Below are 24,376 nucleotides of genomic sequence, written 5' to 3' on the forward strand. Positions count from 1 at the left end.
AGCGACTCACGTCAAAGGCCTGGCCCGTCAGACATGCTGACCTGCGTTGACCTCGATCTCTGTGCCCGTCACATAGCTTGACGCGTCAGAGCACAAGAACCAGATAACATCCGCCACCTCGCTCGGTTGCCCCAAGCGGCGAAGGGGAAGCGTTTCAACTATCTTTTCGGTGCCAGGCGAAAGTATCGACGTCTCAATTTCGCCGGGTGCAATCGCATTTACGCGCACGCCCAGCGGACCAAAGTCATGCGCCATTTCGCGCGTCAGCGCAGCAAGCGCAGCCTTCGATGTCGCGTAAGCGGCCCCCGCAAACGGATGAACGCGCGCACCAGCGATGGAGGTCACGTTTACGACCGCGCCCTTGGCCGCTGCGAGTTCGTTTTTTAGCCCCCGCGCAAGAACGATCGACGCAAAGAAATTGACGTGGAAGACCTGCCCCCATGTCGCAAGATCGGTCTCCAGCGTGTTCAAACGCGCCCCACCCTCACCTTTCGGAGAAATGCCCGCATTATTGACTAACGCGTGTAGCTTGCCGTCCAAACGGCGGCGGATTTCCTCAACGGCTTCCATCGTCGCTTTTGGGCTCGCAAGGTCAATCTGGATGTGATCCTCTCGGCCACCGCCCCAAGGACATTTCTCGGGGAAGGGATGGCGCGAACAGGTTATGACCCGCCAACCGCCTTTTGCAAAGCGTTGAACCGCCGCATGACCGATGCCGCGGCTCGCCCCAGTGAGCAACATAACTTTCCGTTCATCCGCCATCATCAGCCCCTCATTCGCTTCGCGTCACCCTACCCGCGCCACCTGTAGGCGCAAGACAGATCCTGCTTTCCGCTTGGCACCCACGCCTCTTACCCTTAACACTAAGAGGCATTTCCCTCGGAAGGCCGCTATGAGAAAGCAAAATATGAACAGTGACTGGATCGCCACCGCTCGGACGCTCTCCGAAGCTCTCCCCTACCTTCAGCGCTATACGGGCGCGGTCGTGGTCGTCAAATTTGGCGGCAACGCGATGGGCGACGAAGCCGCGATGGCGGAATTCGCCCGCGACATCGTCCTGATGCGTCAGGTTGGCATGAACCCAGTTGTGGTGCATGGCGGCGGGCCGATGATCAACGAGATGCTCGGGAAACTCGGGATCCAGTCAGAATTCGTGCGCGGCAAGCGCGTCACCGATAAAGCGACGGTAGAAGTCGTCGAGATGGTGCTAACGGGTTTGGTCAATAAGCGCATCGTCCAAGCGATTATGGATGAAGGCGGCCGCGCGGTAGGCCTGTCCGGCAAAGATGACGATCTGATGGTCTGCGAGGCGGATGACCCTGAACTCGGCTTTGTGGGCCGCCCAGTCGAAATGAACGTGCAAGTGCTGCGGGACCTGTTCAACGCAGGCATCATTCCGGTCGTCGCGCCTGTCGCGACAGGTATGGCCGACAACGAGACGTTTAACGTCAACGGCGATACGGCAGCCGGCGCGATTGCGGGCGCCCTACAGGCCGACCGCCTTTTGCTTCTGACCGATGTTTCAGGCGTGAAAAACAAGGACGGCGAGATCGTCACCCAGATGACTCCTGAAGACGTCCACGCCATGATTGCGGATGGCACGATTGCGGGTGGCATGATTCCGAAAACCGAAACCGCACTTGCGGCGATTGAGGAAGGCGTGCGCGCTGTGGTAATCCTTGACGGTCGCGTCCCGAATGCATGCCTTTTGGAACTGTTCACGGATCACGGCGCAGGCTCACTGATCCGTCGCACGACACCGCGTGTCACACCGCGCGAGAAATAATGCCCACTGCGGTTGAGGCGTTGGAGGCCTTTGCCTCGGAGCATCAACTGTTTCTCTCGGGCGCGTTTCATTCCGCGCCCGAGCATCACTTGCCTGCGGACGGCACGCTCTTTCTGCTATCACCAAACGAGCCGGGGTTTTGGGCACATCTAACGGCTTCACCCGAGTTTCGCGACGCTGCGCCGGACCCGATTGATCGATGGTCGTCCCGCGTTATCAGCGATATCGCCTCAAAAGCCGGCGGGACCGCATATCTCCCCTTTGGTGGCCCTCCATGGCATCCGTTTATCACTTGGGCGCTCGCATCAAACGCCGCACGGCCTTCGCCGGTTACGTTATTGGTACATGATCGCATGGGCCTTTGGGCATCTTGGCGAGGCGCGGTCTGGATCGAAGGGCGGCACAACCTGCCATCCCCTGCCGACCCTCCTTGCGTGTCCTGTGAGGCGCCGTGCCTGCAGGCTTGCCCAGTCGGCGCGCTCACGCCGAGCGGGTACGATACGGAGGCCTGCCACCGATTTCTGGATCAACCGGAAGAAAATAAGTGCTTAACTCACGGTTGTGTTGCTCGCGCCGCTTGCCCGTTGAGTGAAACCTATGGCAGGCTGCCTGAACAATCCGCATGGCACATGAGGCATTTTCACCGATGACACCTATTGGCTACCACCGTTTAATCCTCACCCGTCACGCGAAATCCAGCTGGGATGACCCGCTGATGGCAGATCGCGATCGTCCCTTGAATGCACGAGGAAAAAACGCTGCGCGCGAGCTGGGTGATTTCCTCGCCTCGCGCGGGCTGGAGCCTGAGGAGGTCCTTTGCTCTTCCGCGACACGTACGCGCGAGACTTGGGATCACGTGCAGGCTGCGGCATTGGAGACCCGGCCAGAGGTGCGTTATATTGATGACCTCTATCATGCGCCGCCAGAGATCATGCTTGCTCAGCTGAAATCTGCTTCTGCGCGCACAGTCATGATGATCGGCCATAACCCCGGGATCGCCGAATTCGCGGCGATGCTTCCCGCGAAGCCGATCTATACGCCGGAGTTTCGGAAATATCCGACAACTGCGACGCTGATTATCGATTTCCCGATCGATTCATGGGCCGAAATCGCGCTGGGAACAGGCGATCTTGTCGAATTCTTTTTGCCGACACGGCGCGGATAGCAACAAGCATTTCGCCAAAAAACTGGGGGCGCAGTCTTAGCTACGCCCCCAGTTTTAGTAATGGTGCCGCGTGATAGGGCAGATCGCCTACCCTATCACGCGCTTCTTTTAGTGACCCAGAATCTGGCTCAAGAACAGCTTCGTCCGATCGGACTGCGGGTTGTTAAAGAAGTCATGCGGGTTATTTTGCTCAACAATCTGACCTTGGTCCATGAAGATCACGCGGTTTGCCACGGCTTGGGCGAAGCCCATTTCGTGCGTTACGCAAAGCATCGTCATACCTTCTTCCGCAAGTTCGATCATGGTATCGAGGACCTCTTTGATCATCTCCGGATCAAGCGCCGAGGTTGGTTCATCGAACAACATGATGCGCGGTTTCATACATAGCGACCGTGCAATGGCCACACGTTGCTGTTGCCCGCCCGAAAGCATACCAGGATATTTATGCGCCTGCTCGGGGATCTTCACCTTTTCGAGGTAATACATCGCCGTCTCGATTGCTTCCTTCTTGGGTGTTTTACGGACCCAAATCGGCGCAAGCGTAAGGTTCTCAAGGATCGTCAGGTGTGGGAACAGGTTGAAGTGTTGGAACACCATACCGACCTCGGACCGAACCTTATCAATATTTTTAAGGTCGGACGTCAGCTCCGTGCCATCCACAACAATCTGGCCGGCCTGATGTTCTTCAAGACGGTTGATGCACCGGATCAGGGTCGATTTCCCCGAACCCGAAGGCCCCGCGATCACGATACGCTCGCCCTGCTGTACAGTCAGGTTGATGTCACGCAGCACGTGGAACTGACCATACCACTTGTTCATATTGCTGATCTGGATCGCGACTTCGTCGCTGACGCCCATCTGGCTGCGTTTCACTTCACGGTCAAAATGCGGTTCTGTCATGATGCGGCTCCTCAGCGGTGGTCGCGTTTCAGCTTGGTCTCGAGATACATAGCGTAGCGAGACATGCCGAAGTTAATGATAAAGAAGATTGCGCCAACGAAGACGAAATATTCCCAGTAAGTGCCCTTCCACGCGAAATCAGCGCGAATGAAATCAGGGATCGATTTCAGTGGCTCGTAGAGGCCGACGAAGGTGACGAGTGTGGTATCTTTGAACATCCCGATAAATGTCGAAACGATGCCCGGGATGGAGATCTTCAACGCCTGCGGCAAGATGATCAGCCGCTGTGCTTTCCAGTAATCAAGACCGAGCGCATCTGCCGCCTCGTACTGACCGCGCGGCAAGGCGGCGAGACCACCACGGATAACCTCCGCGATGTAAGCAGCGGCAAACAGCGTCACGAGGATCATAACCCGCAAAATGATATCGAACTGCGTCCCCGGAGGGAGGAAGTAGTTCAACAATTGCGAGGCCACGAACAGCAAGGTGATGAGCGGCACGCCGCGGATGAATTCGATGAACCCAACCGAGAGCGATTTGACCAACAGCATGTCCGATTGGCGCCCCAAGGCAAGGATCACGCCCAACGGAAGCGACATTACAATCCCGCCAACACCGATAGTCACCGCGAGCAGGAAGCCCCCGAAGCGATCGGACGATACGGATTCAATGGAGAGCGGAACAATGCTTTGCAGCAGATCACCAAGCGGTTCTGCGGCAAATAGCCAGAACAAGACTGGCGCAAGCACCGCAGCAACTGTCCCGATAATCGCATTGCGGGGCGCGAGCGTCACCCAACCGACATAGCCAAGCGCGAAACCGGCGGCGATCATGATCTCCGTCCAAGCGGACCCGCCCCAGAGCAGGAAGATTGCGACGAGCGGATAGACGAGGGTGAACTTCAGCATCCCGCGAGGGAGATTTGTGAAGAGCACCGGTGCCAAAGCAACGAACAAGAGCACGAAGCTCAGAACCGGACGCCAGTAGAGCTCCGGCGGATAAAAGCCGAATGTAAACTGGTGCCAGCGTTCCCGAATAACACCCCAGCACGCCCCTGTGGCGTCCTCACCGAACTGTGCGGCGATAATCGTGCGGCATTCCGCAATTGAGTTTGCATTCCAGACCCCGTGGCGGAACCAAGGGAAGAAATGGGTGAACAGGAAGTATACCGAGAAAATGCCCGCAATCGTCAGCACGGTGTTGAGGGCGCTCGAAAAGAGGTTCTCGCGTAGCCACTTCACGGCCCCTGCTTCCGCGACGGGCGCGGGTTGGGCGGGGATCATGTCACTGCGGACGTAAGCGATCGTATGTGCGTGTGTGTCGCTCATCTCAACGCTCCTTCAACTTAACGGATTTGTTGTAGATGTTCATCAACCCCGAGATCGTGAGTGACAAAATCAGATAGATCAGAGCGAGAAGCAAAATGCACTCAAGCTCGCGGCCTGTCTGGTTCAGCGTCACACCGCCGAGGGTTCCCCGAAGATCCATATAGCCCACCGCAATCGCGAGCGACGAGTTCTTGGTGAGGTTGAGGAACTGCGAAATCAGCGGGGGAATGATGACACGAAGCGCTTGCGGCAAGATGATCAGGTTCATCGTCCGACCTGGCCGGAGGCCCAAAGCGAAAGCCGCCTCGGATTGGCCCTTCGATACAGCCATGATACCTGCCCGAACGATTTCTGCGATGAAAGCGCCGGTGTAGAGTGACAAGCCAATCCAAAGCGCCACAAAGGCGTTGGAAATATTATTGCCACCCGTGAAGTTAAACCCTTTAAGACTTGGCAGTACGAGATGGAAGCCGAGCGCGACCAGCACAAGTGCCGTCGGCACGATCAGGATCAGAGCGGATTTCCACCAAGTTTTCGGGCGAAGGCCGGTCGCCTCCTGCTGTGCATTCGCATGTGCTGCAAGCTTCCTGTAGGCGAAGAACGATGCCCCGAAAACGACAAACAGCGCGACAATATTCAGCGAGATCGGCAAAAGCGGCGTGTTAATGGCACCGAGGCTGTTGTCGAATGCAACCGCAGGGATGGCCGTATACCGGTTTGTAAACGCAACGGACTCGCCAAGGATCATCGAGGACGCAGAGTTGTCACCGCGGTAGGCGTTTGGAGCCGGTGCGATCTCGGTTAGAACGGCCAATGCGACGAGGATCCAAAGCAGAACGGGGATGTTCCGGAAGGCCTCCACGTAGATCGTCATTAACCGCGCCACGAGCCAGTTGTTCGACAAGCGAAGTACACCAACAAATACGCCGACAATCGTCGCCGTGATGCAGCCCAGAATCGCCACCCAAATCGTGTTGACCAACCCGACCAAGAGCGCCCTGAAATGGGTGTCGTCATTGGTATAGGGGATCAATTGCTGGCCAATATCATAGCCGGCGCGATTCCATAGGAAACTGAAGTTAAAGTCTTTGCCCTGCGCGGCGAGATTGCGAATGGTGTTATCTACCAACCAACCAGCAGCCGCCATGAAAAGCAATAAGACAACGATCTGAATAGTGATCGAGCGATAACGTGTATCGTAGATAAGTTGACTGAACCGGAAGCCTTGGCCCGGCACTGACGCTTGAGTCGTCATTCTTTTTCCCCTGTTCCAACGCGCGAGCTGGGCTTGTGCCCTTGGTTGTATGGTTACTTTCGCGAGAAGGTTCTGATCGCTAGAAACGAAAAAAGGGGCGCGCAAGGGTTTCCTTACGCGCCCCCCTCAGAAAATCTTAACGGAACGGAGGCGAGTACAGCAGGCCGCCTTGTGTCCACTGCGCGTTCAGACCGCGTGCGAGGCCGATCGGGGTCGATTCACCGATGGTCGCCGCGAAGATCTCGCCATAGTTGCCAGCAACCATGATCGCGCGTTTCGCCCACTCGTTGTCCAGACCGGTCATTTTGCCGAGTTCGCCATCAACGCCGAGGAGACGGTTGATTTCCGGGTTTTCAGTGCCCTTGGACAACTCTTCAACGTTTGCCGAGGTCACGCCGTATTCTTCAGCAGCAACCAACGCGTTGAGAGTCCAGCGGACGATATCGCCCCACTGATTGTCGCCGTGGCGAACTGCAGGCCCGAGTGGCTCTTTCGAAATGATCTCCGGAAGGATGATGTGGTTTTCCGGATCAGCAAACGCTGCGCGCGTTGCTGCGAGACCCGAAGCGTCAGTCGTATACGCGTCGCAAGCTGCTGCGAGATACTGCTGTTCACCTTCGGCGTTCGAGTTCACGGCGATAGGCTGATACGTCATGTTGTTGGCTTTAAAGTAGTCAGCCAAGTTCAATTCGGTCGTCGTACCAGTCTGGATGCAGATCGATGCGCCATCGAGCTCTTTCGCCGAGGTCACGCCGAGATCTTTACGCGCCATGAAGCCTTGACCGTCGTAGTAGTTCACGCCGACGAAATCGAGCTTAAGGTCGGTGTCGCGCGAGAAGGTCCATGTGGAGTTCCGCGACAGCATGTCGGTTTCGCCCGAGGACAAGGTCGAGAAGCGAGTCTCGCCAGTGGTCGGAACATATTTAACCTTCGATGCGTCACCCAAAACAGCCGCAGCGACAGCTTTACAGATTGCTACGTCGAAACCGGCCCAGTTGCCGTTCGCATCCGGGGCAGCAAAGCCGACCAGACCCGTGTTGACGCCGCAGTTCAATTCGCCACGTGCTTTTACGTCATCGAGAGTGCCCGCCGCTGCGAGACCTGCCGAGAGACCCGCAAAAGCTAGCGTGCCGAGAAATACGGATTTTTTCATGTTTACCTCTTCCTGAGTTGCCGCCCGAAATGGTGCGGTCGCGTGGTCCTATTCCGAACCATAATTGAATGAGTTGACCTCAGTGAGCTAAGTGTGTGCCAAATCGGTTTGGAACGTCAAGTGAAGACAGTGCTATTTGCATGCTTACTATGCAGACACCTGCTTAAAAAATGAGCAAGTGATTGCAAAATAACACTTTTATCATCAGGATAGAAACGCGGAACTTATGAGCACATCGCCCAGAATTGTTCGGCATGCAGCAGCGCCTCGCGCTTAAAGGCGGCCAATTCCTCGGCCTCCTCATCTACGCCCCATGCTTCGCTCTGAAAAGTTTCATCCACGCGTGAGACATCCCACGCATCCGCCCCCGAAAGCCGTCCATGCGTTACGCCAAGGGCCAAAACCAGCGATCCTGAGATCGCAACGAGGTCATGGAACGCGGCAATCTGGAAGGCGTCGAACGTCGCAACTTCCGCATGCAGGCGCGTTAATGATTCGGCCGGTTGGTCAATCGGAATCACACCGTTTGTTACCGCGAGAGGCGCATTAAATTTTTGCGCCGCCCATATCAGAATCGGATCCCACGCGGCTTTTTGTCGTGCCTCCAAATCGTCCTGCCCCAAGGCACGGTAGCAAAGCAGGTCCGTTCCTCCGTATTCGGCCAACATCGCCACGACCGCATCTTTTTGCGGCGTGACTTTATCGAGAGCCGAGTTCGCCATGCGAGTGAAGGGCATTGTCGTCGGATCGATTTTTCCAACCTGCGCATCCCATTCAGCGGCGATTGCATCCGCCAAACTGCGCGTCGGCACGCATAGCGCCGCCTTTGCGGGTGTCTTTACCTGACGCCCATCAAGCCCAATCAGAAATCCGGTAGCATCCTCAATCGGCGCTGCCGTTTTCCAAAACCGCTTTGCGACCCAATCACTCATACCGCCCCCAGTTGCGCGTCGATGCTCCGCTCCAGCGCCTCAAAATCATCCACGATCAGCCCCGCGCCAGCGCGTTCAAGATCGGCGACGGGGTGGTACCCCCAGCTCACGCCAATCGTAGAAACGCCCGCCGCCGCGCCCATCTCCATATCGAAACTTGTATCCCCGATCATCACCGCGCGCTCGGCGGCGCAGCCCGTCTCCGACAAGGCCGCCAACACCATAGAAGGGCTTGGCTTTGAAGGGTGATCATCTGCGACCTGTAGGGAAACGAAAATCTTCTCCAATCGGTGATGCTCGATCAACGCACGCAAGCCGCGGCGCGATTTCCCTGTCGCTACGGCGAGCAAGATGTCATCCCGCGCGGCCAAGCGCCGCAACAGCGCCTCTGCCCCCGCATAAAGCGGCGCGGGGTGCGCGATGCGCGCCTGCATGAAACTCGCCTTATAGCCATCCACGATCACTGCGCGCCGCGCCGGATCGACATCGGGAACCAGCCGCGCAACTGCCTCGGGAAGCGACAAACCGACAATCGACAAAATCTCGTCTCGCGGCGGAGGGACAAGCCCCTCCTGCCCGAAGGCAAAGCGCATTGCCTCGAGAATATTCGCCTGACTATCCGAAATAGTCCCGTCTACGTCAAAAATTGCCAGCCGCATCAACGGTCCTCGAATGGATCCGCTGGCACTTCGGTGGGGTTCCAACCAAAGACATCCCACGTGTGCTCCATATGGTCGGGGAGCGGGGCAACAATCGTGACACGTGTCTTTTTGATCGGATGATCGAACGAAATCTGACGCGCGTGCAGGTGCAGCTTACGCGAAATATCGCCGCCCAACTGCGCGCCCCATCCGTCGCCCAAGTTTTCCTGCCCCGAACCGCCATATTTGCCGTCACCGATAATCGGATGACCCAACTCCGCCATATGCGCGCGCAGCTGGTGCGTGCGGCCCGTGATCGGCACCAGGGCACACCACGAGGTGCGGCTGCCTGCAAGATCGAGTGTCGCATAGTCGGTCGTCGCGCGTTTAGCCTCGGGATAATCGTCGAGCTTGGCGGGATGCACGCAGATCATCTTCTCGCCCTCACCGCGATGGCCGTGTCCGCCCGCTTTCATCAAGCCAAACCGGATGGTGCCCATACGCGGGTGCGGAACGCCTGCGACGGCGGCCCAATAAATTTTGCGCGTGGTTTTATTGCGGAACATCTCGGACAAGGCCCGCGCAATTCTATCGGTGCGTGCGAGCAGCAAGACACCCGAGGTGTCCTTATCGAGGCGATGAACCAGTTTCGGCTTATCTTTGTAACCGAACATCAAGGCTTCCGAGAGCTTGTCGACATGCAAATCGCCCTGACCGGAGCCCCCCTGCGAGGGCAGGCCAGCGGGCTTGTTAATCGCGATGATATGCTCGTCCTTCCAGAGCACGCAGGACTGGATCATCGCCTCGTCTTCGGGCGTGATTTTCCGCGGGCGCTGCGAGGGCGCAACGTAATCTTCGCCTCCAAATTGCATCGGATTGGGCTTGGGCAGCGGAGGCACACGCACCTCCATCCCAGGCGCCACACGTGTTGATGCTTTCGCCCGCGCGCCATCAACACGGATCTGCCCCGTGCGGCAGAGCTTCTCAATCGCACCCTGCCCGAGCTTTTCAAACCGCTTCTTAAGCCAACGATCCAAACGTTGCTCGCCTTCATCTTCCCGAATTCTGATCAATTGAACGCTCATGCGAACCACTCCCGCGCGATCGTCATTCCAAGAAAAACAGCGGCCAAGGCGACGATCACCGTCCCTGCCACATAAACGAAGGCGAAGCCCATCTGGCCTCGCTCATACAGCGTTATCGCATCCAACGAAAACGCCGAGAAAGTCGTAAATCCGCCCAAAACCCCCGTCAGCCAAAACGGCGCATAACGCGTACCCGTCTTATGCGCGAGGATCACGACGAGAAGTCCCATCAAAAAACTTCCCAAGACATTGACCGTGAGCGTCGCGAACGGAAAACCGTGGCCAAATAGCCGCGGCGCCGCCACATTGACGCCGTAGCGCAGTGACGCGCCAATTGCCCCTCCGAGGGCGACAGGGATCAGTGTCTGGATCATCCGCGTTCCTTGACCCTTGAGGCTTGAGAAGTCAACGCTACTTGGCCGCTATGCCCTTACGTATTACGCTTCTCCCGCAGTTTCGCAAACCAGTCGACGCGTTTCTTCAGATCTCGCTCAAACCCGCGCTCAACCGGTTGATAGAGAATGGGACGTTTCATCGTATCGGGGAAGTAGTTTTGCCCCGAGAAACCATCTTCGGCATCATGATCGTATGCATAGCCCGCGCCGTAGCCCTGCTCGCCCATAAGCTTGGTCGGAGCATTCAAGATGTGCTTGGGTGGTGGCTCTGATCCGGTTCGCCGTGCCTCAGCGCGTGCGGCTTTGTAAGCGACATATCCCGCGTTCGATTTCGGCGCGAGTGCGAGATAAATCACCGCTTGCGCCAAGGCCAATTCACCCTCGGGCGAGCCGATCCGCTCATAAATCTCCCATGCGTGGAGACAGTGCGTTTGCGCCTGCGGGTCCGCGAGGCCAATATCTTCTACCGCCATCCGCACGAACCGGCGCGCCAGATACCGCGGGTCCTCGCCCCCCTCCAGCATCCGCGCAAACCAATAGAGCGCAGCATCGGGATCAGAACCCCGGACGGATTTATGAAGGGCCGAGATCAGGTTATAATGTTCATCGCCAGATTTGTCGTATTTTGCGGCGCGCTTCATCAATCGCGATGACAGTGCGGAGGTGTCGAGCTTACCCGCCACTTTCCACGCCATCACCTGCTCGATGAGGTTCAGAAGCGCGCGACCGTCGCCATCCGCCATCTCCAGCAAAGCCTCACGTGCGGCACCGTCAAGCGGCAACTCGCGCTCCAATGCGCTCTCAGCCCGCTGCACCATCAATTCAAGATCAACAAGCGTCAGACGCTCAAGCACAATCACCTGAGCGCGCGAAAGCACAGCGGCGTTCAATTCGAATGACGGGTTTTCGGTCGTCGCGCCGACAAGGACAATCGTACCGTCCTCCATATGAGGAAGGAAGCTATCCTGCTGGGCTTTGTTGAATTGGTGGATCTCATCCACGAATAAGAGCGTGCCGCGCCCCTGCCCGCGACGAAGCTTTGCGGCTTCGAAAACCTTACGAAGATCGGGAACGCCCGTGAAAATCGCCGATATCTGGACAAAAACACGATCCGATTCGTCGGCGAGCAACCGAGCGATAGTGGTTTTGCCGACGCCGGGTGGGCCCCAAAGGATCAAAGACGATAGTGAGCCACTTGCCAACATAGACCCGAGCGGCCCCTCCGCCCCCAAGACATGCGATTGCCCGATGACGTCCGCCAAAGCGCGTGGACGAATCCGATCGGCCAATGGGCGGGGCGCATCGGTGGTGGCCGACTGAGGCGCGGAGGTTGTGTCGAAAAGATCTGCCATAGCCAATTGCTAGCGCGCAGAAGGGCAAACGAAAAGCCCTCCTGCGCGAATGGCATGTCTATGCGCTGTCACGGCATATCGCCACGCACCAGCGGGTCGATCAGTGCAGCTTAACCGCGAGATCGAAGCAAACCACTTGATAATCCCCGTCATCAATGAAGACACGCGGCCCCAGCGGACGGGTCTCAAGCCCGCAACGTTTTGTCCACAACGGCCAGCTAGCAGCTGTGAGCGCTAACACTTGCGTCGCGCCAAGCTCGCGTGCGGTCTTGACCATCGCGTCGATCATCGTTGAGTGCACCCGCATCCGTTCAGCAAGCGGCGTGCAATTTGACACGAACACCCGCGAACACTCCCAGACGTGCTCCGCAACCGGCGCCTCTCCGTCGACCAAATCTTTCGGAATCGACGACAGCAAGCTGCGCTGAGCGTCCCGGATCATGTAGCTATAGATCCCGCATTGCGCTGTGGTCGGCGTCAGGCGAATCCCTGCGAGAACCCGCCCATTCTCGTGGATCGCGATCCAACGGCTCTGAGGCGTGTCATATTGATCGAATTCCATCCCCATCGCCTCGGGGAGGTTCCATTTCTTTTGAACAATGAAGGACTCTTTACGCGCGCGAAACAAGTTCGCAAACAATTCGCCATGATTATGCAGGTTCTCGAACGAGAGAGTTGTAGTTTGCATGATGCCGTCTCCAGACAGGTTGAGGAACAAAGTCCCTGCGGAGCGGAAGACGACATTATAGCAAGCGCGAATCCTTAGCACGCTGGATCGCCTCGGCGAGGGTTCGGGCCATCAAACGTTGACGGGTAGAGACAAGCCGCGCTTTCAGCGCACTTTCGGAGATGCCAAGCTTCGCGGCGGCTGCCGCATGCCGATCTCCCGCAGCAATTAGCCGCAGAGCTTCGATCTGAGCCTTCGTGAGGCTCTCTGGAGGTTCGGTCATCTCGTGCAAACGTTCGATCACGGCCAGAACGCGCGCCATTTCGTCATCGGAGAACTCTCGATCATCGCGAGCGACCGATGCGATTGTTCGAGACGAAATCGGGCCACACGACATGGTCAGCCCATAGCGAAGGCCATGCTCGGCCGCTTGCTCTAAGATTCCGAAGGGATCAGGAATTTGCATTTCGGACCAGCGCGTTGCGCCCGTCGTGGCAAAGCCCCATGCGATCGTGGGATCACGCATGGCGAAGGCCTGATTGGTGTAGTGATCCACCCAAGCCTGCGGATAAGTCATAAATGCCATAAGCGGTGCGGCCAAACGAATGTGCACACCGACATAATACCCCTGCGGGGAAAGCTGACTAAGTTCATTTAATTGCAAATCAATTGCACTCTTCGCTGACATTGCGATTCCGCCTTAAACCTGTCTTTTTAGATAGGTTTCGCCTTCCAGCGTCAACCTAAACTTGTATGCACTTCACCGCACTCACCGAACATATCTACGCGCACTGGCCACTCAATCCGGCGAAAGATATCGCTGTATCGGCCCATTTTAACCAGAACACGTCAGATATGAAAAAACCCCGCCGATTAAGGGCGGGGTTTCTATAACGTAACGTAAGCGTAAGGCTTAGTCCGCTGCGTTCAGCTCTGCTTCAACGCGAGCTTTATCGCCAGCGCCTTTAGCCGAGGTATCGCGCTCAACGAATTCGATGATTGCCATCGGAGCCATGTCGCCATAGCGGAAGCCGGCTTTCATGATGCGGATGTAACCACCTTGGCGCTCTTTGTAGCGCGGGCCGAGGATATCGAACAGCTTGGCAACATACTTGTCTTGCTTCAGCTGCGACGCGGCCTGACGGCGGGCGTGAAGATCGCCACGTTTTGCCAAGGTGATCATCTTTTCGATGATCGGGCGAAGCTCTTTCGCTTTTGGCAAAGTGGTTTTGATTTGTTCGTGCTCAATGAGCGAGCCGCACATGTTAGCGAACAGCGCTTTGCGGTGTTCATGAGTACGGTTTAGACGGCGGTAACCGCGAGCGTGACGCATGGTAATCTCCTATAGCGCTTTACTTTGTCCGGCAGCCCTGCGTGCGGGTCTGCTCTCCTTGGGGCATTGGTGCCCATATTTTCCCAGCCGACGCTGGCATTGAATAAGGGGCGTGTTACCCACGCCCCTCTCTTTAGTCAAGCCGTGCGTATCAGAATTGATCCTCAAAACGCTTAGCCAGATCTTCGATGTTTTCCGGCGGCCAGTCTTCGACTTCCATCCCGAGATGCAGGCCCATGCCCGAAAGCACTTCCTTGATCTCGTTAAGGGACTTACGACCGAAGTTTGGCGTGCGGAGCATCTCTGCTTCGGTTTTCTGGATCAGATCACCGATGTAGACGATGTTGTCGTTCTTGAGGCAGTTTGCCGAACGCACCGAAAGCTCCAACTCGTCCACTTTCTTGAGCAGAAGCGGGTTGAACTCGAGACCGTCATCAGCGTCTTGCTTCGAAGCCGATTCCGGCTCGTCGAAGTTCACGAAGATGCCGAGCTGGTCTTGCAAGATGCGCGCAGCGTAAGCCACTGCGTCATCTGGCGTGAGCGAGCCATCGGTCTCGATTTTCATCGTCAGCTTGTCGTAATCGAGAACCTGACCTTCGCGGGTCGGTTGAACCTCGTAGGACACTTTCTTGACCGGCGAATAAATCGCATCGATCGGAATAAGGCCAATCGGCGCGTCTTCCGGACGGTTTTTATCCGCGGCAACATAGCCTTTGCCGGTATTCACGGTGAGTTCCATGAACAAGTCGGCGCCGTCATCGAGGTGACAGATCACGTGATCTTTGTTGAGAACTTCGATGCCGTTCGACTCGGAGATATCACCGGCCGTGACAATGCCCGGACCTTTCGCGGAGATCGAAAGACGCTTCGGCCCTTCGACTTCCATCTTCAGAGCAACACCTTTGAGGTTCAGAACGATGTCGGTGACGTCTTCACGCACACCAGCCACCGAGGAGAACTCGTGGAGGACGTTGTCTATCTGCACGGAGGTAATTGCCGCACCTTGCAACGACGACATCAATACGCGACGCAGGGCATTACCCAATGTCAGGCCAAAGCCGCGCTCGAGCGGCTCTGCGATGACGGTAGCTTGGCGTTGGGGATCGTTGCCCGCTTTGACGTCAAGCTGTTGTGGCTTGATCAGCTCGGCCCAATTCTTGTGGATCATGCAGTGCCTCCATTCCAGTTTTCGCATCATGATCAACGCGAAAACGCCCGAGGAAAAGTAAGAAAAGACCTAAGCCGTGCGGATGTTTCCACACGGCTTAGATCGCAATAGTCGAATTAGACGCGGCGGCGCTTCGGCGGACGGCAACCGTTATGCGCCATCGGCGTCACGTCGCGGATCGACGTGATGTTGAAGCCAGCAGCAGCCAACGCGCGAAGCGCCGACTCACGGCCCGAACCTGGGCCTTGCACTTCAACTTCAAGCGTTTTCACGCCGTGTTCTTGTGCCTTGCGGCCAGCATCTTCAGCAGCCATCTGTGCGGCATAAGGGGTCGACTTACGCGAACCCTTGAAGCCCATGGTGCCCGAGGACGACCAAGAGATAGCGTTGCCCTGAACGTCGGAGATCAGGATTTTGGTGTTGTTGAACGACGAGTTCACATGCGCAACACCAGCTGCGATGTTTTTACGTTCTTTGCGTTTAACGCGGGTTTTATCACGTGCCATATTTCAACGCTCCCCTTACTTCTTCTTGCCAGCGATGGCTTTTGCAGGGCCCTTACGGGTACGAGCGTTGGTGTGGGTCCGTTGACCGCGCACCGGCAGGTTGCGACGATGGCGCAGACCGCGGTAGCAACCCAGATCCATCAAACGCTTCACGTTCATCGTGGTCTCGCGACGCAGGTCGCCTTCCACGGTGAAGTTAGCATCGATGTATTCACGGATCGCGAGCACTTCGGAATCCGAAAGCTCGTTGACGCGACGGGTGCGGTCGATGCCGACGCCTTCGCAGATGAGTTCAGCGGTATGCGAACCAATACCGGTGATGTAGGTCAATGCGATCGGGACGCGTTTCCCGGTCGGAATGTTGACGCCAGCAATACGTGCCATGCGTAATCCTTATTGTTGCGGTTCCGTAACCCCAGAACCTTTTTTCACAACTCCACCATCAGTTTTCCCTGCTGGCGGAACGATCACTACGGCAGGTGGGAAAACCCGATACCCCGCAGCGATTCTCCTTCGAGACGACGTGACCTAGAGCGAATTTCCGCTTCGGTCAAGCCATCACGATAATTTCATGCTTGCTGATCGAGAATCTCTGCCATTTGGCGCGCGACCTCGTCGATTTCCGCAAGGCCATCGACGCCAAACAAATCGCCCTGCGCGTAGTAATACCCGATCAACGGCGACGTTTTTTTGTAATATTCCATCAGGCGAGTCTTGAGACTTTCAGCATTGTCATCTGCGCGACGCTTGAGATCGTGCGATCCACATTCGTCGCAAGTGCCCTCGACCTTCGTCGGCTTGGTCTCATCGTGATAGACCTCACCACAATTACCGCAAGTGAAACGGCCCGTAATGCGGCGAACTAAGGCAGCATCATCGACCCGCATCTCAATCACGGCATTCAACGAAGCACCATTGCGCGCGAGCAATTGGCCGAGCGCGTCGGCCTGTGGAAGCGTGCGCGGGAAGCCATCAAAGATAAACCCGTTTCCGCCCGCGGTCTTGATCTGCTCCTCGATCAAGCCGATCACGATCTCATCCGTCACCAATTCGCCGCGGCTCATAACATCCGCAACTTTTTTACCCATCTCAGAGCCGGAGCCCATCGCCGCCCGCAACATATCACCGGTCGAGAGCTGGATCATGCCCCGCTCCTCAACGAGCTTGCGCGCTTGCGTCCCTTTACCAGCGCCCGGTGGTCCAAGCAGGATGATGTTGATCATAATTTTTCCTCTAGCTAACGAGCACGCCGGCGAAGTTCGTATGGAATAGCCTACGCGCGTTAGCGGCGCGTAGGTGCTTTTTTCGCTTTCCGCTTCCCACGCAGTTGCGAGCGCTCGATGAGCCCCTCGTACTGATGCGCGAGCAGATGGGATTGGATCTGGTTGATCGTGTCCATCGTCACCGAAACCACGATCAAAACCGACGTACCGCCGAAGTAGAACGGAATGGCCAGCTGCGAACGCAGGATTTCAGGCAGAAGGCAAACCGCCGCGAGATAAGCAGACCCGAGGACCAAAATCCGAGCGACGACGTAATCAAGGTAATCCTCTGTCTTACGCCCCGGACGGATGCCAGGAATGAACCCCCCTTGCTTTTGAAGGTTCTCAGCGACCTCGTCGGATTTAAACGCCACATTCGCGGTGTAGAAATACGAGAAGAAGACGATCATCGTCACGAAGAACAGAAGGTAGAGCGGCTGACCTGGCCCAAAGTAGGCGAGGATCGTTGACATGATCGGGCCAGTCGAATCCCCCGAGAACGTCGCGATCGTCGTTGGCAACAAAAGAAGCGACGACGCGAAAATCGCAGGGATAACACCGGCTGGGTTTACCTTGATCGGCAAGTGCGACGATCCGCCGTCATAGACCTTCATCCCGACCTGACGGCGGGGGTATTGAATATGAATCTTCCGGAGCGCCCGCTCCATGAACACAACGAATGCAATTACCGCGACCACCATAACGATCACAGCAAGGATAACACCCCAGTGGATGGTGCCGGAACGACCTTGGCTCAGGAACTGAGCCAGCGCCGCTGGAATTTCTGCAACAATGCCAACGAAGATGATCAGCGAAATACCGTTGCCGATACCGCGAGCGGTGATCTGTTCACCCACCCACATCAGGAACATTGTGCCGCCGACAAGCGTGACGACGACCGTCAAGCGGAAGAACAGGCCCGGATCATGCGCCAGATCACCGGCCTCCAAGGACGCCGCCAATCCCCACGCTTGGAACAGCGCGAGTAGCACCGTCGCGTAACGCGTATACTGGTTGATTTTCTTACGGCCTTGCTCGCCCTCTTTCTTCAATTGTTCCAAAGCTGGGAACATCGAAGACATGAGCTGAACGATAATCGACGCCGAAATATACGGCATGATCCCGAGAGCGAAGATACCCATCCGGCCAAGCGCGCCGCCGGTGAACATCGACAGAATGCCGCCGAGGCCCGCCGAAGCGCCGTCCATGAATTCACGCAGCGCAGCTGCGTCGATACCTGGGACCGGGATATACGTGCCGAGGCGGTAAACCATCAGCATACCGATAGTGAAGAAGATGCGCTGACGAAGCTCGGTTGCCTTACCCAAGGCGCCCCAGCTGAGATTCGCCGCCATTTGCTCTGCAGCAGATGCCATGTGACCTGTCTCTTTCATGAAAGCACCGCCGGACCGTTTCCGGTCGGCGGTGCTTGGAAACCTAGTTGCCTATGTAAGCGGGCGCAGCCCTACTCACAACCGCTTATTCAGCCGCAGCAACCGCAACCGTCAGCGTGCCGCCAGCTTTTGCAACAGCTTCGATAGCTGCTTTGGAAGCACCGGTCACGTTGAGGATCAATTTCGAAGTTGCTTGACCCTTGGCAAGCACCCGGATCCCGTCCAGCTTGCGGCGCACGAGGCCCGAAGCGACGAGGATATCCTCGGTGATCTCAACTTTACCGTCGAGTTTGCCTTCAGCGATGAACTTTTCGATCGCGCCGATGTTGGTCACCGCGAAGGATTTAGCATTCGGCGCCGTGAAGCCGCGCTTCGGCAAACGGCGGTACAGTGGCATCTGGCCGCCTTCGTAGCCGCCGATGGCGACGCCCGAACGCGATTTTTGACCCTTGATACCGCGGCCACCCATCTTACCTTTGCCCGAACCAGGGCCACGTGCTACGCGCTTTTTGCGTTTCGCTGCGCCGGCATTATCTGAAAGTTCATGAAGTTTCATGTCGCTATCTCCTTGGCCGGAACTGCCCTACCAGCGACGGATGGGGCAAACACGGCATTTTTTACTTGAAGCGGGGGAATTACCCACGCAATGATTCTTGGCCCCAACAGAGGCCACCGCGCGGCTATACAGGCGACGCGCCACGATAGCAAGGCTTCGATCACCCGCCGAAGAAACCCCACCCATCGGGCTCAAGTCCAAACCCATCAGCGAGCACAGTCAAGCGTTCCTCATGTGTCCATAGGCCCTCGACCGTCAACGGTTCATCGCCCGTCGTGACCTCGACGCAATCCTCATCCTCAATCCAATCAGCGGCATAGCCTGCCGCCTCCACCGCATCGATAAAGGCTTCAAAATCAGCCGCACCCTCATCATCGACGAATTGGAAGCTCACCACAGCTGACGCGGGCAAGCCGTGGTCCGCCCTGATCTGCTCGAAGATCGCCTCGGTCTCTGTTTTCTGTGCTGACAAGTCCATTTTCCGGCCTCCTTGATGTGCCCGATAACACCCACGCTCCAATACCTGTGGATGACCCGCAAATGAAAACGCCCCACCATTTGGCGGGGCGTTTCAAAATTTTCAAGAGGGGCTACTTAGCCCTTCTCTTCCACGATGGTCACGAGATGCGGGATCTTGTTGACCATACCGCGGACCGAAGGAGTATCCTCCAGCTCACGTGTGCGGTTGATTTTGCCAAGGCCAAGACCCTTGAGGGTCGCAGCTTGGATCGCCGGACGGCGAGCCGCCGAAGCAGTTTGCTTCACAACGATAGTTTTTTTCGACATGTCCGAGCTCCTTATGCTTCAGCCGTAGCGTCAGCTTCGGCTTCCGGCTTCTTCAGGATGTCTGCCACTTTCTTACCGCGACGTTGCGCGATTTGACGTGGCGAGGCTTCCTTCTTGAGGCCGTCGATGGTTGCGCGGATCATGTTGTAGGGGTTCTGCGAGCCAAGCGACTTCGCAACAACGTCCTGCACACCGAGCATCTCGAAGACTGCACGCATTGGACCACCAGCGATGATACCGGTACCGGCAGGAGCCGTCCGCATCACTACTTTGCCAGCGCCGTGACGGCCTTCCATATCGTGATGGAGGGTCCGTGCGTCCTTCAATGCAACACGAACGAGCGAACGCTTCGCTTGCTCAGTTGCCTTACGGATCGCTTCAGGGACTTCTTTCGCTTTACCTTTGCCGAAGCCGACGCGACCACGTTGGTCACCGACGACGACGAGTGCTGCGAAACCGAAGCGCTTACCACCCTTCACGGTTTTCGATACACGGTTGATCGCTACGAGACGATCTGCGAATTCCGGGGTTTCTTCGCGCGTCTCGCGACGGTCCCGACGGTTTTCACGTTCTGCCATTTGAGGCATTCCTTTCGTGAATGGCGTGGTTTCACGCCGATAAATCCAACCCAAGTGAGCGGCCCGAAAGCCGCCCCCGGGTCATCGGGGGGACGCGAACGTCCCCCACCAAATCAGAACTTAAGACCACCTTCACGGGCAGCGTCGGCCAAAGCCTTGATCTTACCGTGGAAGAGGAAACCGCCACGATCAAAGTAGCATTCTTCAATGCCAGCTTTTTTCGCGCGCTCTGCAATCGCAGCGCCAATTTTCGAAGCCGCTTCGACGTTGTTCTTGCCAACTACACCGAGATCCTTTTCGAGGGTCGATGCGGCCGCGAGAGTAACGCCGTTTACGTCGTCGATCAGCTGGACGCTGAGGTTTTTGTTCGAGCGATGAACCGAAAGGCGCGCGCGCCCATTGGCCATAGCCCGGAGTTTGTTCCGTACGCGCAAGCGGCGCTTGAGGAACAGCTGTCGTTTGTTGTTCGCCATTTCTACGCCCCTTACTTCTTCTTACCTTCTTTGCGGAAGATGAACTCACCTTTGTAACGGATACCTTTGCCCTTGTAAGGCTCAGGCTTGCGCCACTCACGGATGTTCGCAGCAACTTGGCCAACTTGCTGTTGGTCAATGCCTTCCACAACGATTTCAGTTTGCTTCGGCGCTGTCACGGTGATGCCTTCGGGAACTTCAAAGTTCACCTCGTGCGAATAACCGAGCGACAGCTTCAGAACGTTACCGTTCATCGCCGCGCGATAACCCACACCTTGGATCTCGAGCTCTTTCTTGAAGCCCGTGGTCACGCCGGTTGCGAGATTCTCGATCATCGAGCGGGTCATACCCCACTGTTGACGAGCGCGCTTCGAAGAACCGCGCGGAGTCACGGAGACGGTTTGGCCGTCAATCGCGATCGTTACGTCATCCGTTGCGGTGAAAGTGCGGGTACCTTTCGGCCCCTTCACTTCGATGGTCTGGCCCGAGAGAGACGCCGAAACGCCGCTAGCAAGCTCGACCGGTTTTTTACCAATACGAGACATGGAGCCCTCCTTAGAACACGGTGCAGAGCACTTCACCACCAACATTGGCAGTGCGTGCAGCCGCGTCCGACATAACGCCTTTCGGCGTGGAGACGATCGAAACACCGAGGCCCTGACGGACTGTTGGGATTTCTTTAACCGAAGCATAAACCCGACGACCCGGTGTCGAAACGCGTTTGATCTCGCGAATAACAGGGGTGCCTTCGAAATACTTCAGGCTGATCTCGATTGCTGGGTGCCCATCGGCGCCCGTGGTTTTCTCGTAACCGCGAATGTAACCTTCCGCTGCCAACACGTCGAGAACCCATGCGCGCAACTTCGACGCAGGCGTGACAACGGTGGATTTACCGCGCAATTGCGCGTTGCGGATACGGGTCAGCATATCGCCGAGAGGATCGTTCATCGACATTTCCCGATCTCCTTACCAGCTCGACTTCACCATGCCCGGAATCTGACCGAAGGAGGCCAGATCGCGCAGCATGATCCGCGAGAGTTTGAGCTTACGGTAGTAAGCATGCGGGCGACCCGTCAGCTGGCAACGATTGTGCAAGCGGGTGGCCGACGAATTGCGGGGCAGTTCAGCCAGTTGAAGCGTCGCTTTGAAGCGCTCTTCCATCGGCAGATCCTGATTTTCAATGATCGCTTTCAGTGCAGCGCGTTTGTCGGCGTACTTAGCAACCAACTTCTGACGCTTCACTTCCCGCGCAACCATGGATTTTTTAGCCATTGTGTCTATCTCCCCGCGATCAGCTGTTGAACGGCATGTTGAAATGCTTCAACAGCGCTTTCGCTTCTGCATCCGCTTTCGCGGTGGTGCAGATAATGATGTCCATGCCCAGAACTTCGTCGACTTTGTCGAAGTCAATTTCTGGGAACACGATGTGCTCTTTGAGCCCGAACGCGTAGTTGCCACGGCCATCGAACGAAGTGCCTTTAACGCCGCGGAAGTCGCGAACGCGCGGCAATGCGATCGTGATCAGACGGTCGAGGAATTCGAACATCCGGTCGCCACGCAAAGTGACTTTGCAGCCCAGCGGCATTTCTTCACGGACGCGGAAGCCAGCGATCGACTTCTTAGCGTAGGTGATGACAGCTTTTTGACCGGCGATGAGCGAGAGCTCCTCAGCGGCGTTTTTGACTTTTTTCGTGTCTTTAACGGCTTCGCCGACACCCATGTTCAGGACGATCTTGTCCAAACGCGGGATCTGCATTTCGTTTTTGAACGAAAACTCTTCCTTCATCGCAGCGCGGATCGAATCTGCGTAGAGCGACTTCAGACGAGGTGTGTAGTTGGCTTGGTCGAGCATCAGATCGCCTCCCCAGTTGTCTTAGCGAAGCGAACCTTTTTGCCTTCTTCCACGCGGAAGCCGACACGGGTTGCCTTGCCATTCGCGTCAACGAGAGCGAGGTTCGACAAGTCGATCGGCATCTCTTTCGAGATCCGGCCACCCTCAGACGTCTGGGTTTGACGCGTGTGACGGATAGCCATCTTCACGCCACCAACGATCGCTTTGTTTGCTGTCGGGTTAACTGAGGTGATTTCACCTTGCTTACCCTTGTCCTTGCCCGTGAGGACGACGACTTTATCGCCTTTGCGAAGCTTCGCAGCCATTACAGCACCTCCGGAGCAAGCGAGATGATTTTCATGAAGTTCTTCGCGCGAAGCTCACGAACGACCGGCCCGAAGATACGGGTACCGACCGGCTCACCTTGGTTGTTCAAGATGACTGCGGCGTTGCGGTCGAAACGAATGGCGGTGCCATCTTCACGACGAACTTCTTTGGCGGTGCGAACGACAACGGCCTTACGGACATCACCCTTCTTTACGCGACCGCGCGGGATGGCTTCCTTCACGGAAACGACAATAATGTCGCCGACCGACGCGTAGCGACGGTGCGAACCACCCAAAACCTTGATGCACTGAACTCGGCGAGCGCCGGAGTTATCAGCAACATCCAGATTGGTCTGCATCTGGATCATTTGGTTTCTCCCGACCTTTGGAGACGCCCACTATTGGGGGCCCCAGGGTATCGATAAACTGGTGTTTATCGTCAGGACCTGATGGAAATCAGGCCTCGACGACGACGGTCCAGCGTTTCGTCTTCGAAATCGGCGCGCACTCTTCGATACGAACAGTGTCACCAACCTTGAATTTGTTTTCCGCGTCGTGCGCCCGGTACTTCTTGGACTTACGAACGGTTTTTTGGAACAACGGGTGCTTGAAGCGGCGCTCAACCAGAACGGTGATTGTTTGCTCGTTCTTGTCCGACGTCACGGTGCCTTGCAGGATACGTTTGGGCATCTGGATACTCCTCAGTTCGCTGCTTCAGCGGCTTTTTGGTTCAGCACGGTTTTGATCCGAGCAACACCGCGGCGCAATACGCGCATGCGAGCTGTGTTCTCGAGCTGACCGGTTGCCTGCTGGAAGCGCAAGTTGAAGGCTTCCTTTTTGAGTGCGACAAGCTCGGTACGGAGCTCATCAGGCGTTTTCGCCTTGAGTTCTTGGGCGTTCATTCCCAGTTCCTTTATTAGGCATCAGAGGGCCCCGTAGGGTGACCCTGATTCTGATGGGTTATGTCGTCCTGCGTACAGGATCGGTCGCCTATAGCAGCAGATTTCTCAGCTGGCAATGCCGAACCAATAAAAAAAGGCCCCCGACGCAAATCGGGGGCCTTTCGTGTCTCTCAAACCGAGATTACCAGTCTTCGCGCATCACGATGCGGGTCATGACCGGCAACTTGTTTGCACCCAGACGAAGCGCTTCACGTGCGATCGGCTCGGCAACGCCGTCGATCTCGAACATGATGCGGCCTGGCTTGACCTTAGCAGCCCAGTAATCCACCGAACCTTTACCTTTACCCATCCGAACTTCGACAGGCTTGGACGACACTGGTGTATCTGGGAAGATACGGATCCAGACGCGGCCTTGGCGTTTCATGTGACGGGTGATCGCGCGGCGAGCCGCTTCGATCTGACGAGCTGTCACACGCTCTGGCTCAGTGGCTTTCAATGCGAAGGACCCAAAGTTCAAGTTGAAGCCGCCTTTGGCCTCCCCGTGAATTTTGCCCTTATGCATTTTGCGGAACTTAGTGCGTTTTGGTTGAAGCATTGTTCAC

34 protein-coding genes are annotated in these 24,376 nt (G+C 56.6%); 2 read left to right on the forward strand and 32 right to left on the reverse strand.

What is annotated here, in order from left to right; all coding sequences use genetic code 11:
• Positions 1–27 precede the first annotated feature (27 nt).
• On the reverse strand, positions 28–765 hold the full coding sequence (locus SJY32_RS11385; protein ID WP_376875143.1) for an SDR family NAD(P)-dependent oxidoreductase: 738 nt from the start codon (positions 763–765) through the stop codon (positions 28–30).
• 142 nt (positions 766–907) lie between these two features.
• Here SJY32_RS11385 and argB point away from each other — a divergent pair, with 142 nt between their 5' ends.
• Positions 908–1,786 (forward strand): acetylglutamate kinase, encoded by an 879-nt coding sequence (gene argB / locus SJY32_RS11390; protein WP_376877702.1) that lies wholly within the window; start codon positions 908–910, stop codon positions 1,784–1,786.
• Between the two features lie 646 nt (positions 1,787–2,432).
• Complete coding sequence (locus SJY32_RS11395) at positions 2,433–2,951, forward strand: SixA phosphatase family protein (protein ID WP_376875146.1); 519 nt, start codon at positions 2,433–2,435, stop codon at positions 2,949–2,951.
• A 108-nt stretch (positions 2,952–3,059) separates the two neighbouring features.
• Here SJY32_RS11395 and SJY32_RS11400 read toward each other — a convergent pair whose 3' ends face one another.
• From SJY32_RS11400 to rplP, 31 genes are all read right to left on the reverse strand, one after another.
• On the reverse strand, positions 3,060–3,851 hold the full coding sequence (locus tag SJY32_RS11400) for an amino acid ABC transporter ATP-binding protein (protein WP_376875149.1): 792 nt from the start codon (positions 3,849–3,851) through the stop codon (positions 3,060–3,062).
• Between the two features lie 11 nt (positions 3,852–3,862).
• On the reverse strand, positions 3,863–5,179 hold the full coding sequence (locus SJY32_RS11405) for an amino acid ABC transporter permease (RefSeq protein WP_376875152.1): 1,317 nt from the start codon (positions 5,177–5,179) through the stop codon (positions 3,863–3,865).
• A 1-nt stretch (position 5,180) separates the two neighbouring features.
• Entirely contained in the window at positions 5,181–6,434 is a 1,254-nt protein-coding gene (locus SJY32_RS11410; protein WP_376875155.1) for an amino acid ABC transporter permease, read from the reverse strand.
• 136 nt (positions 6,435–6,570) lie between these two features.
• Positions 6,571–7,587, reverse strand: coding sequence for an amino acid ABC transporter substrate-binding protein (locus SJY32_RS11415; RefSeq protein ID WP_376875158.1), 1,017 nt, complete (start codon positions 7,585–7,587; stop codon positions 6,571–6,573).
• A gap of 224 nt (positions 7,588–7,811) precedes the next feature.
• Positions 7,812–8,519, reverse strand: a complete 708-nt coding sequence (locus SJY32_RS11420; protein ID WP_376875161.1) for an ATP12 family chaperone protein — start codon at positions 8,517–8,519, stop codon at positions 7,812–7,814.
• The gene (locus SJY32_RS11425) at positions 8,516–9,178 is read right to left on the reverse strand and encodes an HAD-IA family hydrolase (protein WP_376875164.1); all 663 of its coding nucleotides are present in this window, start codon (positions 9,176–9,178) and stop codon (positions 8,516–8,518) included. The genes SJY32_RS11420 and SJY32_RS11425 overlap by 4 nt, the downstream gene beginning before the upstream one ends.
• Positions 9,178–10,245 (reverse strand): pseudouridine synthase, encoded by a 1,068-nt coding sequence (locus SJY32_RS11430; protein ID WP_376875167.1) that lies wholly within the window; start codon positions 10,243–10,245, stop codon positions 9,178–9,180. Before SJY32_RS11430 ends, SJY32_RS11425 begins: the two co-directional genes overlap by 1 nt.
• On the reverse strand, positions 10,242–10,619 hold the full coding sequence (gene crcB / locus SJY32_RS11435; RefSeq protein WP_376875170.1) for a fluoride efflux transporter CrcB: 378 nt from the start codon (positions 10,617–10,619) through the stop codon (positions 10,242–10,244). Before crcB ends, SJY32_RS11430 begins: the two co-directional genes overlap by 4 nt.
• Positions 10,620–10,675: 56 nt before the next feature.
• Positions 10,676–11,992, reverse strand: coding sequence for a replication-associated recombination protein A (locus SJY32_RS11440; protein WP_376875173.1), 1,317 nt, complete (start codon positions 11,990–11,992; stop codon positions 10,676–10,678).
• A gap of 100 nt (positions 11,993–12,092) precedes the next feature.
• Positions 12,093–12,680 (reverse strand): acyl-homoserine-lactone synthase, encoded by a 588-nt coding sequence (locus SJY32_RS11445; RefSeq protein WP_376875176.1) that lies wholly within the window; start codon positions 12,678–12,680, stop codon positions 12,093–12,095.
• 55 nt (positions 12,681–12,735) lie between these two features.
• Complete coding sequence (locus tag SJY32_RS11450) at positions 12,736–13,347, reverse strand: autoinducer binding domain-containing protein (RefSeq protein WP_376875179.1); 612 nt, start codon at positions 13,345–13,347, stop codon at positions 12,736–12,738.
• A gap of 225 nt (positions 13,348–13,572) precedes the next feature.
• Positions 13,573–13,992 (reverse strand): 50S ribosomal protein L17, encoded by a 420-nt coding sequence (gene rplQ, locus SJY32_RS11455; protein ID WP_376875182.1) that lies wholly within the window; start codon positions 13,990–13,992, stop codon positions 13,573–13,575.
• Between the two features lie 151 nt (positions 13,993–14,143).
• Positions 14,144–15,160, reverse strand: a complete 1,017-nt coding sequence (locus SJY32_RS11460; protein WP_376875184.1) for a DNA-directed RNA polymerase subunit alpha — start codon at positions 15,158–15,160, stop codon at positions 14,144–14,146.
• Positions 15,161–15,276: 116 nt separating this feature from the next.
• On the reverse strand, positions 15,277–15,666 hold the full coding sequence (gene rpsK / locus SJY32_RS11465; RefSeq protein ID WP_376875187.1) for a 30S ribosomal protein S11: 390 nt from the start codon (positions 15,664–15,666) through the stop codon (positions 15,277–15,279).
• Positions 15,667–15,681: 15 nt separating this feature from the next.
• The gene (gene rpsM / locus SJY32_RS11470; RefSeq protein ID WP_376875190.1) at positions 15,682–16,050 is read right to left on the reverse strand and encodes a 30S ribosomal protein S13; all 369 of its coding nucleotides are present in this window, start codon (positions 16,048–16,050) and stop codon (positions 15,682–15,684) included.
• Positions 16,051–16,235: 185 nt separating this feature from the next.
• Positions 16,236–16,889, reverse strand: coding sequence for an adenylate kinase (locus tag SJY32_RS11475; protein WP_376875193.1), 654 nt, complete (start codon positions 16,887–16,889; stop codon positions 16,236–16,238).
• Between the two features lie 59 nt (positions 16,890–16,948).
• Positions 16,949–18,304, reverse strand: coding sequence for a preprotein translocase subunit SecY (gene secY, locus SJY32_RS11480; protein WP_376875196.1), 1,356 nt, complete (start codon positions 18,302–18,304; stop codon positions 16,949–16,951).
• 103 nt (positions 18,305–18,407) lie between these two features.
• Positions 18,408–18,878, reverse strand: coding sequence for a 50S ribosomal protein L15 (rplO, locus tag SJY32_RS11485; protein ID WP_376875199.1), 471 nt, complete (start codon positions 18,876–18,878; stop codon positions 18,408–18,410).
• 160 nt (positions 18,879–19,038) lie between these two features.
• Complete coding sequence (locus tag SJY32_RS11490) at positions 19,039–19,356, reverse strand: ribonuclease E inhibitor RraB (protein ID WP_376875202.1); 318 nt, start codon at positions 19,354–19,356, stop codon at positions 19,039–19,041.
• Positions 19,357–19,472: 116 nt separating this feature from the next.
• Positions 19,473–19,664 (reverse strand): 50S ribosomal protein L30, encoded by a 192-nt coding sequence (rpmD, locus tag SJY32_RS11495; protein ID WP_376875204.1) that lies wholly within the window; start codon positions 19,662–19,664, stop codon positions 19,473–19,475.
• 11 nt (positions 19,665–19,675) lie between these two features.
• Complete coding sequence (gene rpsE / locus SJY32_RS11500) at positions 19,676–20,242, reverse strand: 30S ribosomal protein S5 (RefSeq protein ID WP_376875206.1); 567 nt, start codon at positions 20,240–20,242, stop codon at positions 19,676–19,678.
• A gap of 113 nt (positions 20,243–20,355) precedes the next feature.
• Entirely contained in the window at positions 20,356–20,715 is a 360-nt protein-coding gene (gene rplR / locus SJY32_RS11505) for a 50S ribosomal protein L18 (protein WP_376875208.1), read from the reverse strand.
• A gap of 11 nt (positions 20,716–20,726) precedes the next feature.
• Entirely contained in the window at positions 20,727–21,260 is a 534-nt protein-coding gene (gene rplF / locus SJY32_RS11510; RefSeq protein ID WP_376875211.1) for a 50S ribosomal protein L6, read from the reverse strand.
• Between the two features lie 10 nt (positions 21,261–21,270).
• Complete coding sequence (rpsH, locus tag SJY32_RS11515) at positions 21,271–21,669, reverse strand: 30S ribosomal protein S8 (RefSeq protein ID WP_376875214.1); 399 nt, start codon at positions 21,667–21,669, stop codon at positions 21,271–21,273.
• 12 nt (positions 21,670–21,681) lie between these two features.
• A complete protein-coding gene (gene rpsN / locus SJY32_RS11520; RefSeq protein ID WP_376875217.1) occupies positions 21,682–21,987 on the reverse strand; it encodes a 30S ribosomal protein S14 in 306 nt (101 codons plus the stop codon).
• 19 nt (positions 21,988–22,006) lie between these two features.
• A complete protein-coding gene (gene rplE / locus SJY32_RS11525; protein ID WP_376875220.1) occupies positions 22,007–22,567 on the reverse strand; it encodes a 50S ribosomal protein L5 in 561 nt (186 codons plus the stop codon).
• Positions 22,567–22,872 (reverse strand): 50S ribosomal protein L24, encoded by a 306-nt coding sequence (rplX, locus tag SJY32_RS11530; protein ID WP_376875223.1) that lies wholly within the window; start codon positions 22,870–22,872, stop codon positions 22,567–22,569. The genes rplE and rplX overlap by 1 nt, the downstream gene beginning before the upstream one ends.
• Positions 22,872–23,240, reverse strand: a complete 369-nt coding sequence (gene rplN, locus SJY32_RS11535; RefSeq protein WP_022705624.1) for a 50S ribosomal protein L14 — start codon at positions 23,238–23,240, stop codon at positions 22,872–22,874. The genes rplX and rplN overlap by 1 nt, the downstream gene beginning before the upstream one ends.
• Positions 23,241–23,328: 88 nt before the next feature.
• A complete protein-coding gene (gene rpsQ / locus SJY32_RS11540) occupies positions 23,329–23,562 on the reverse strand; it encodes a 30S ribosomal protein S17 (protein ID WP_376875228.1) in 234 nt (77 codons plus the stop codon).
• A gap of 11 nt (positions 23,563–23,573) precedes the next feature.
• Positions 23,574–23,774, reverse strand: a complete 201-nt coding sequence (gene rpmC, locus SJY32_RS11545) for a 50S ribosomal protein L29 (protein WP_376875231.1) — start codon at positions 23,772–23,774, stop codon at positions 23,574–23,576.
• 181 nt (positions 23,775–23,955) lie between these two features.
• Positions 23,956–24,369 (reverse strand): 50S ribosomal protein L16, encoded by a 414-nt coding sequence (rplP, locus tag SJY32_RS11550; protein WP_376875234.1) that lies wholly within the window; start codon positions 24,367–24,369, stop codon positions 23,956–23,958.
• Positions 24,370–24,376 lie beyond the last annotated feature (7 nt).

This window comes from Albirhodobacter sp. R86504, from assembly GCF_042466415.1.
Lineage (GTDB): Bacteria > Pseudomonadota > Alphaproteobacteria > Rhodobacterales > Rhodobacteraceae > Albirhodobacter.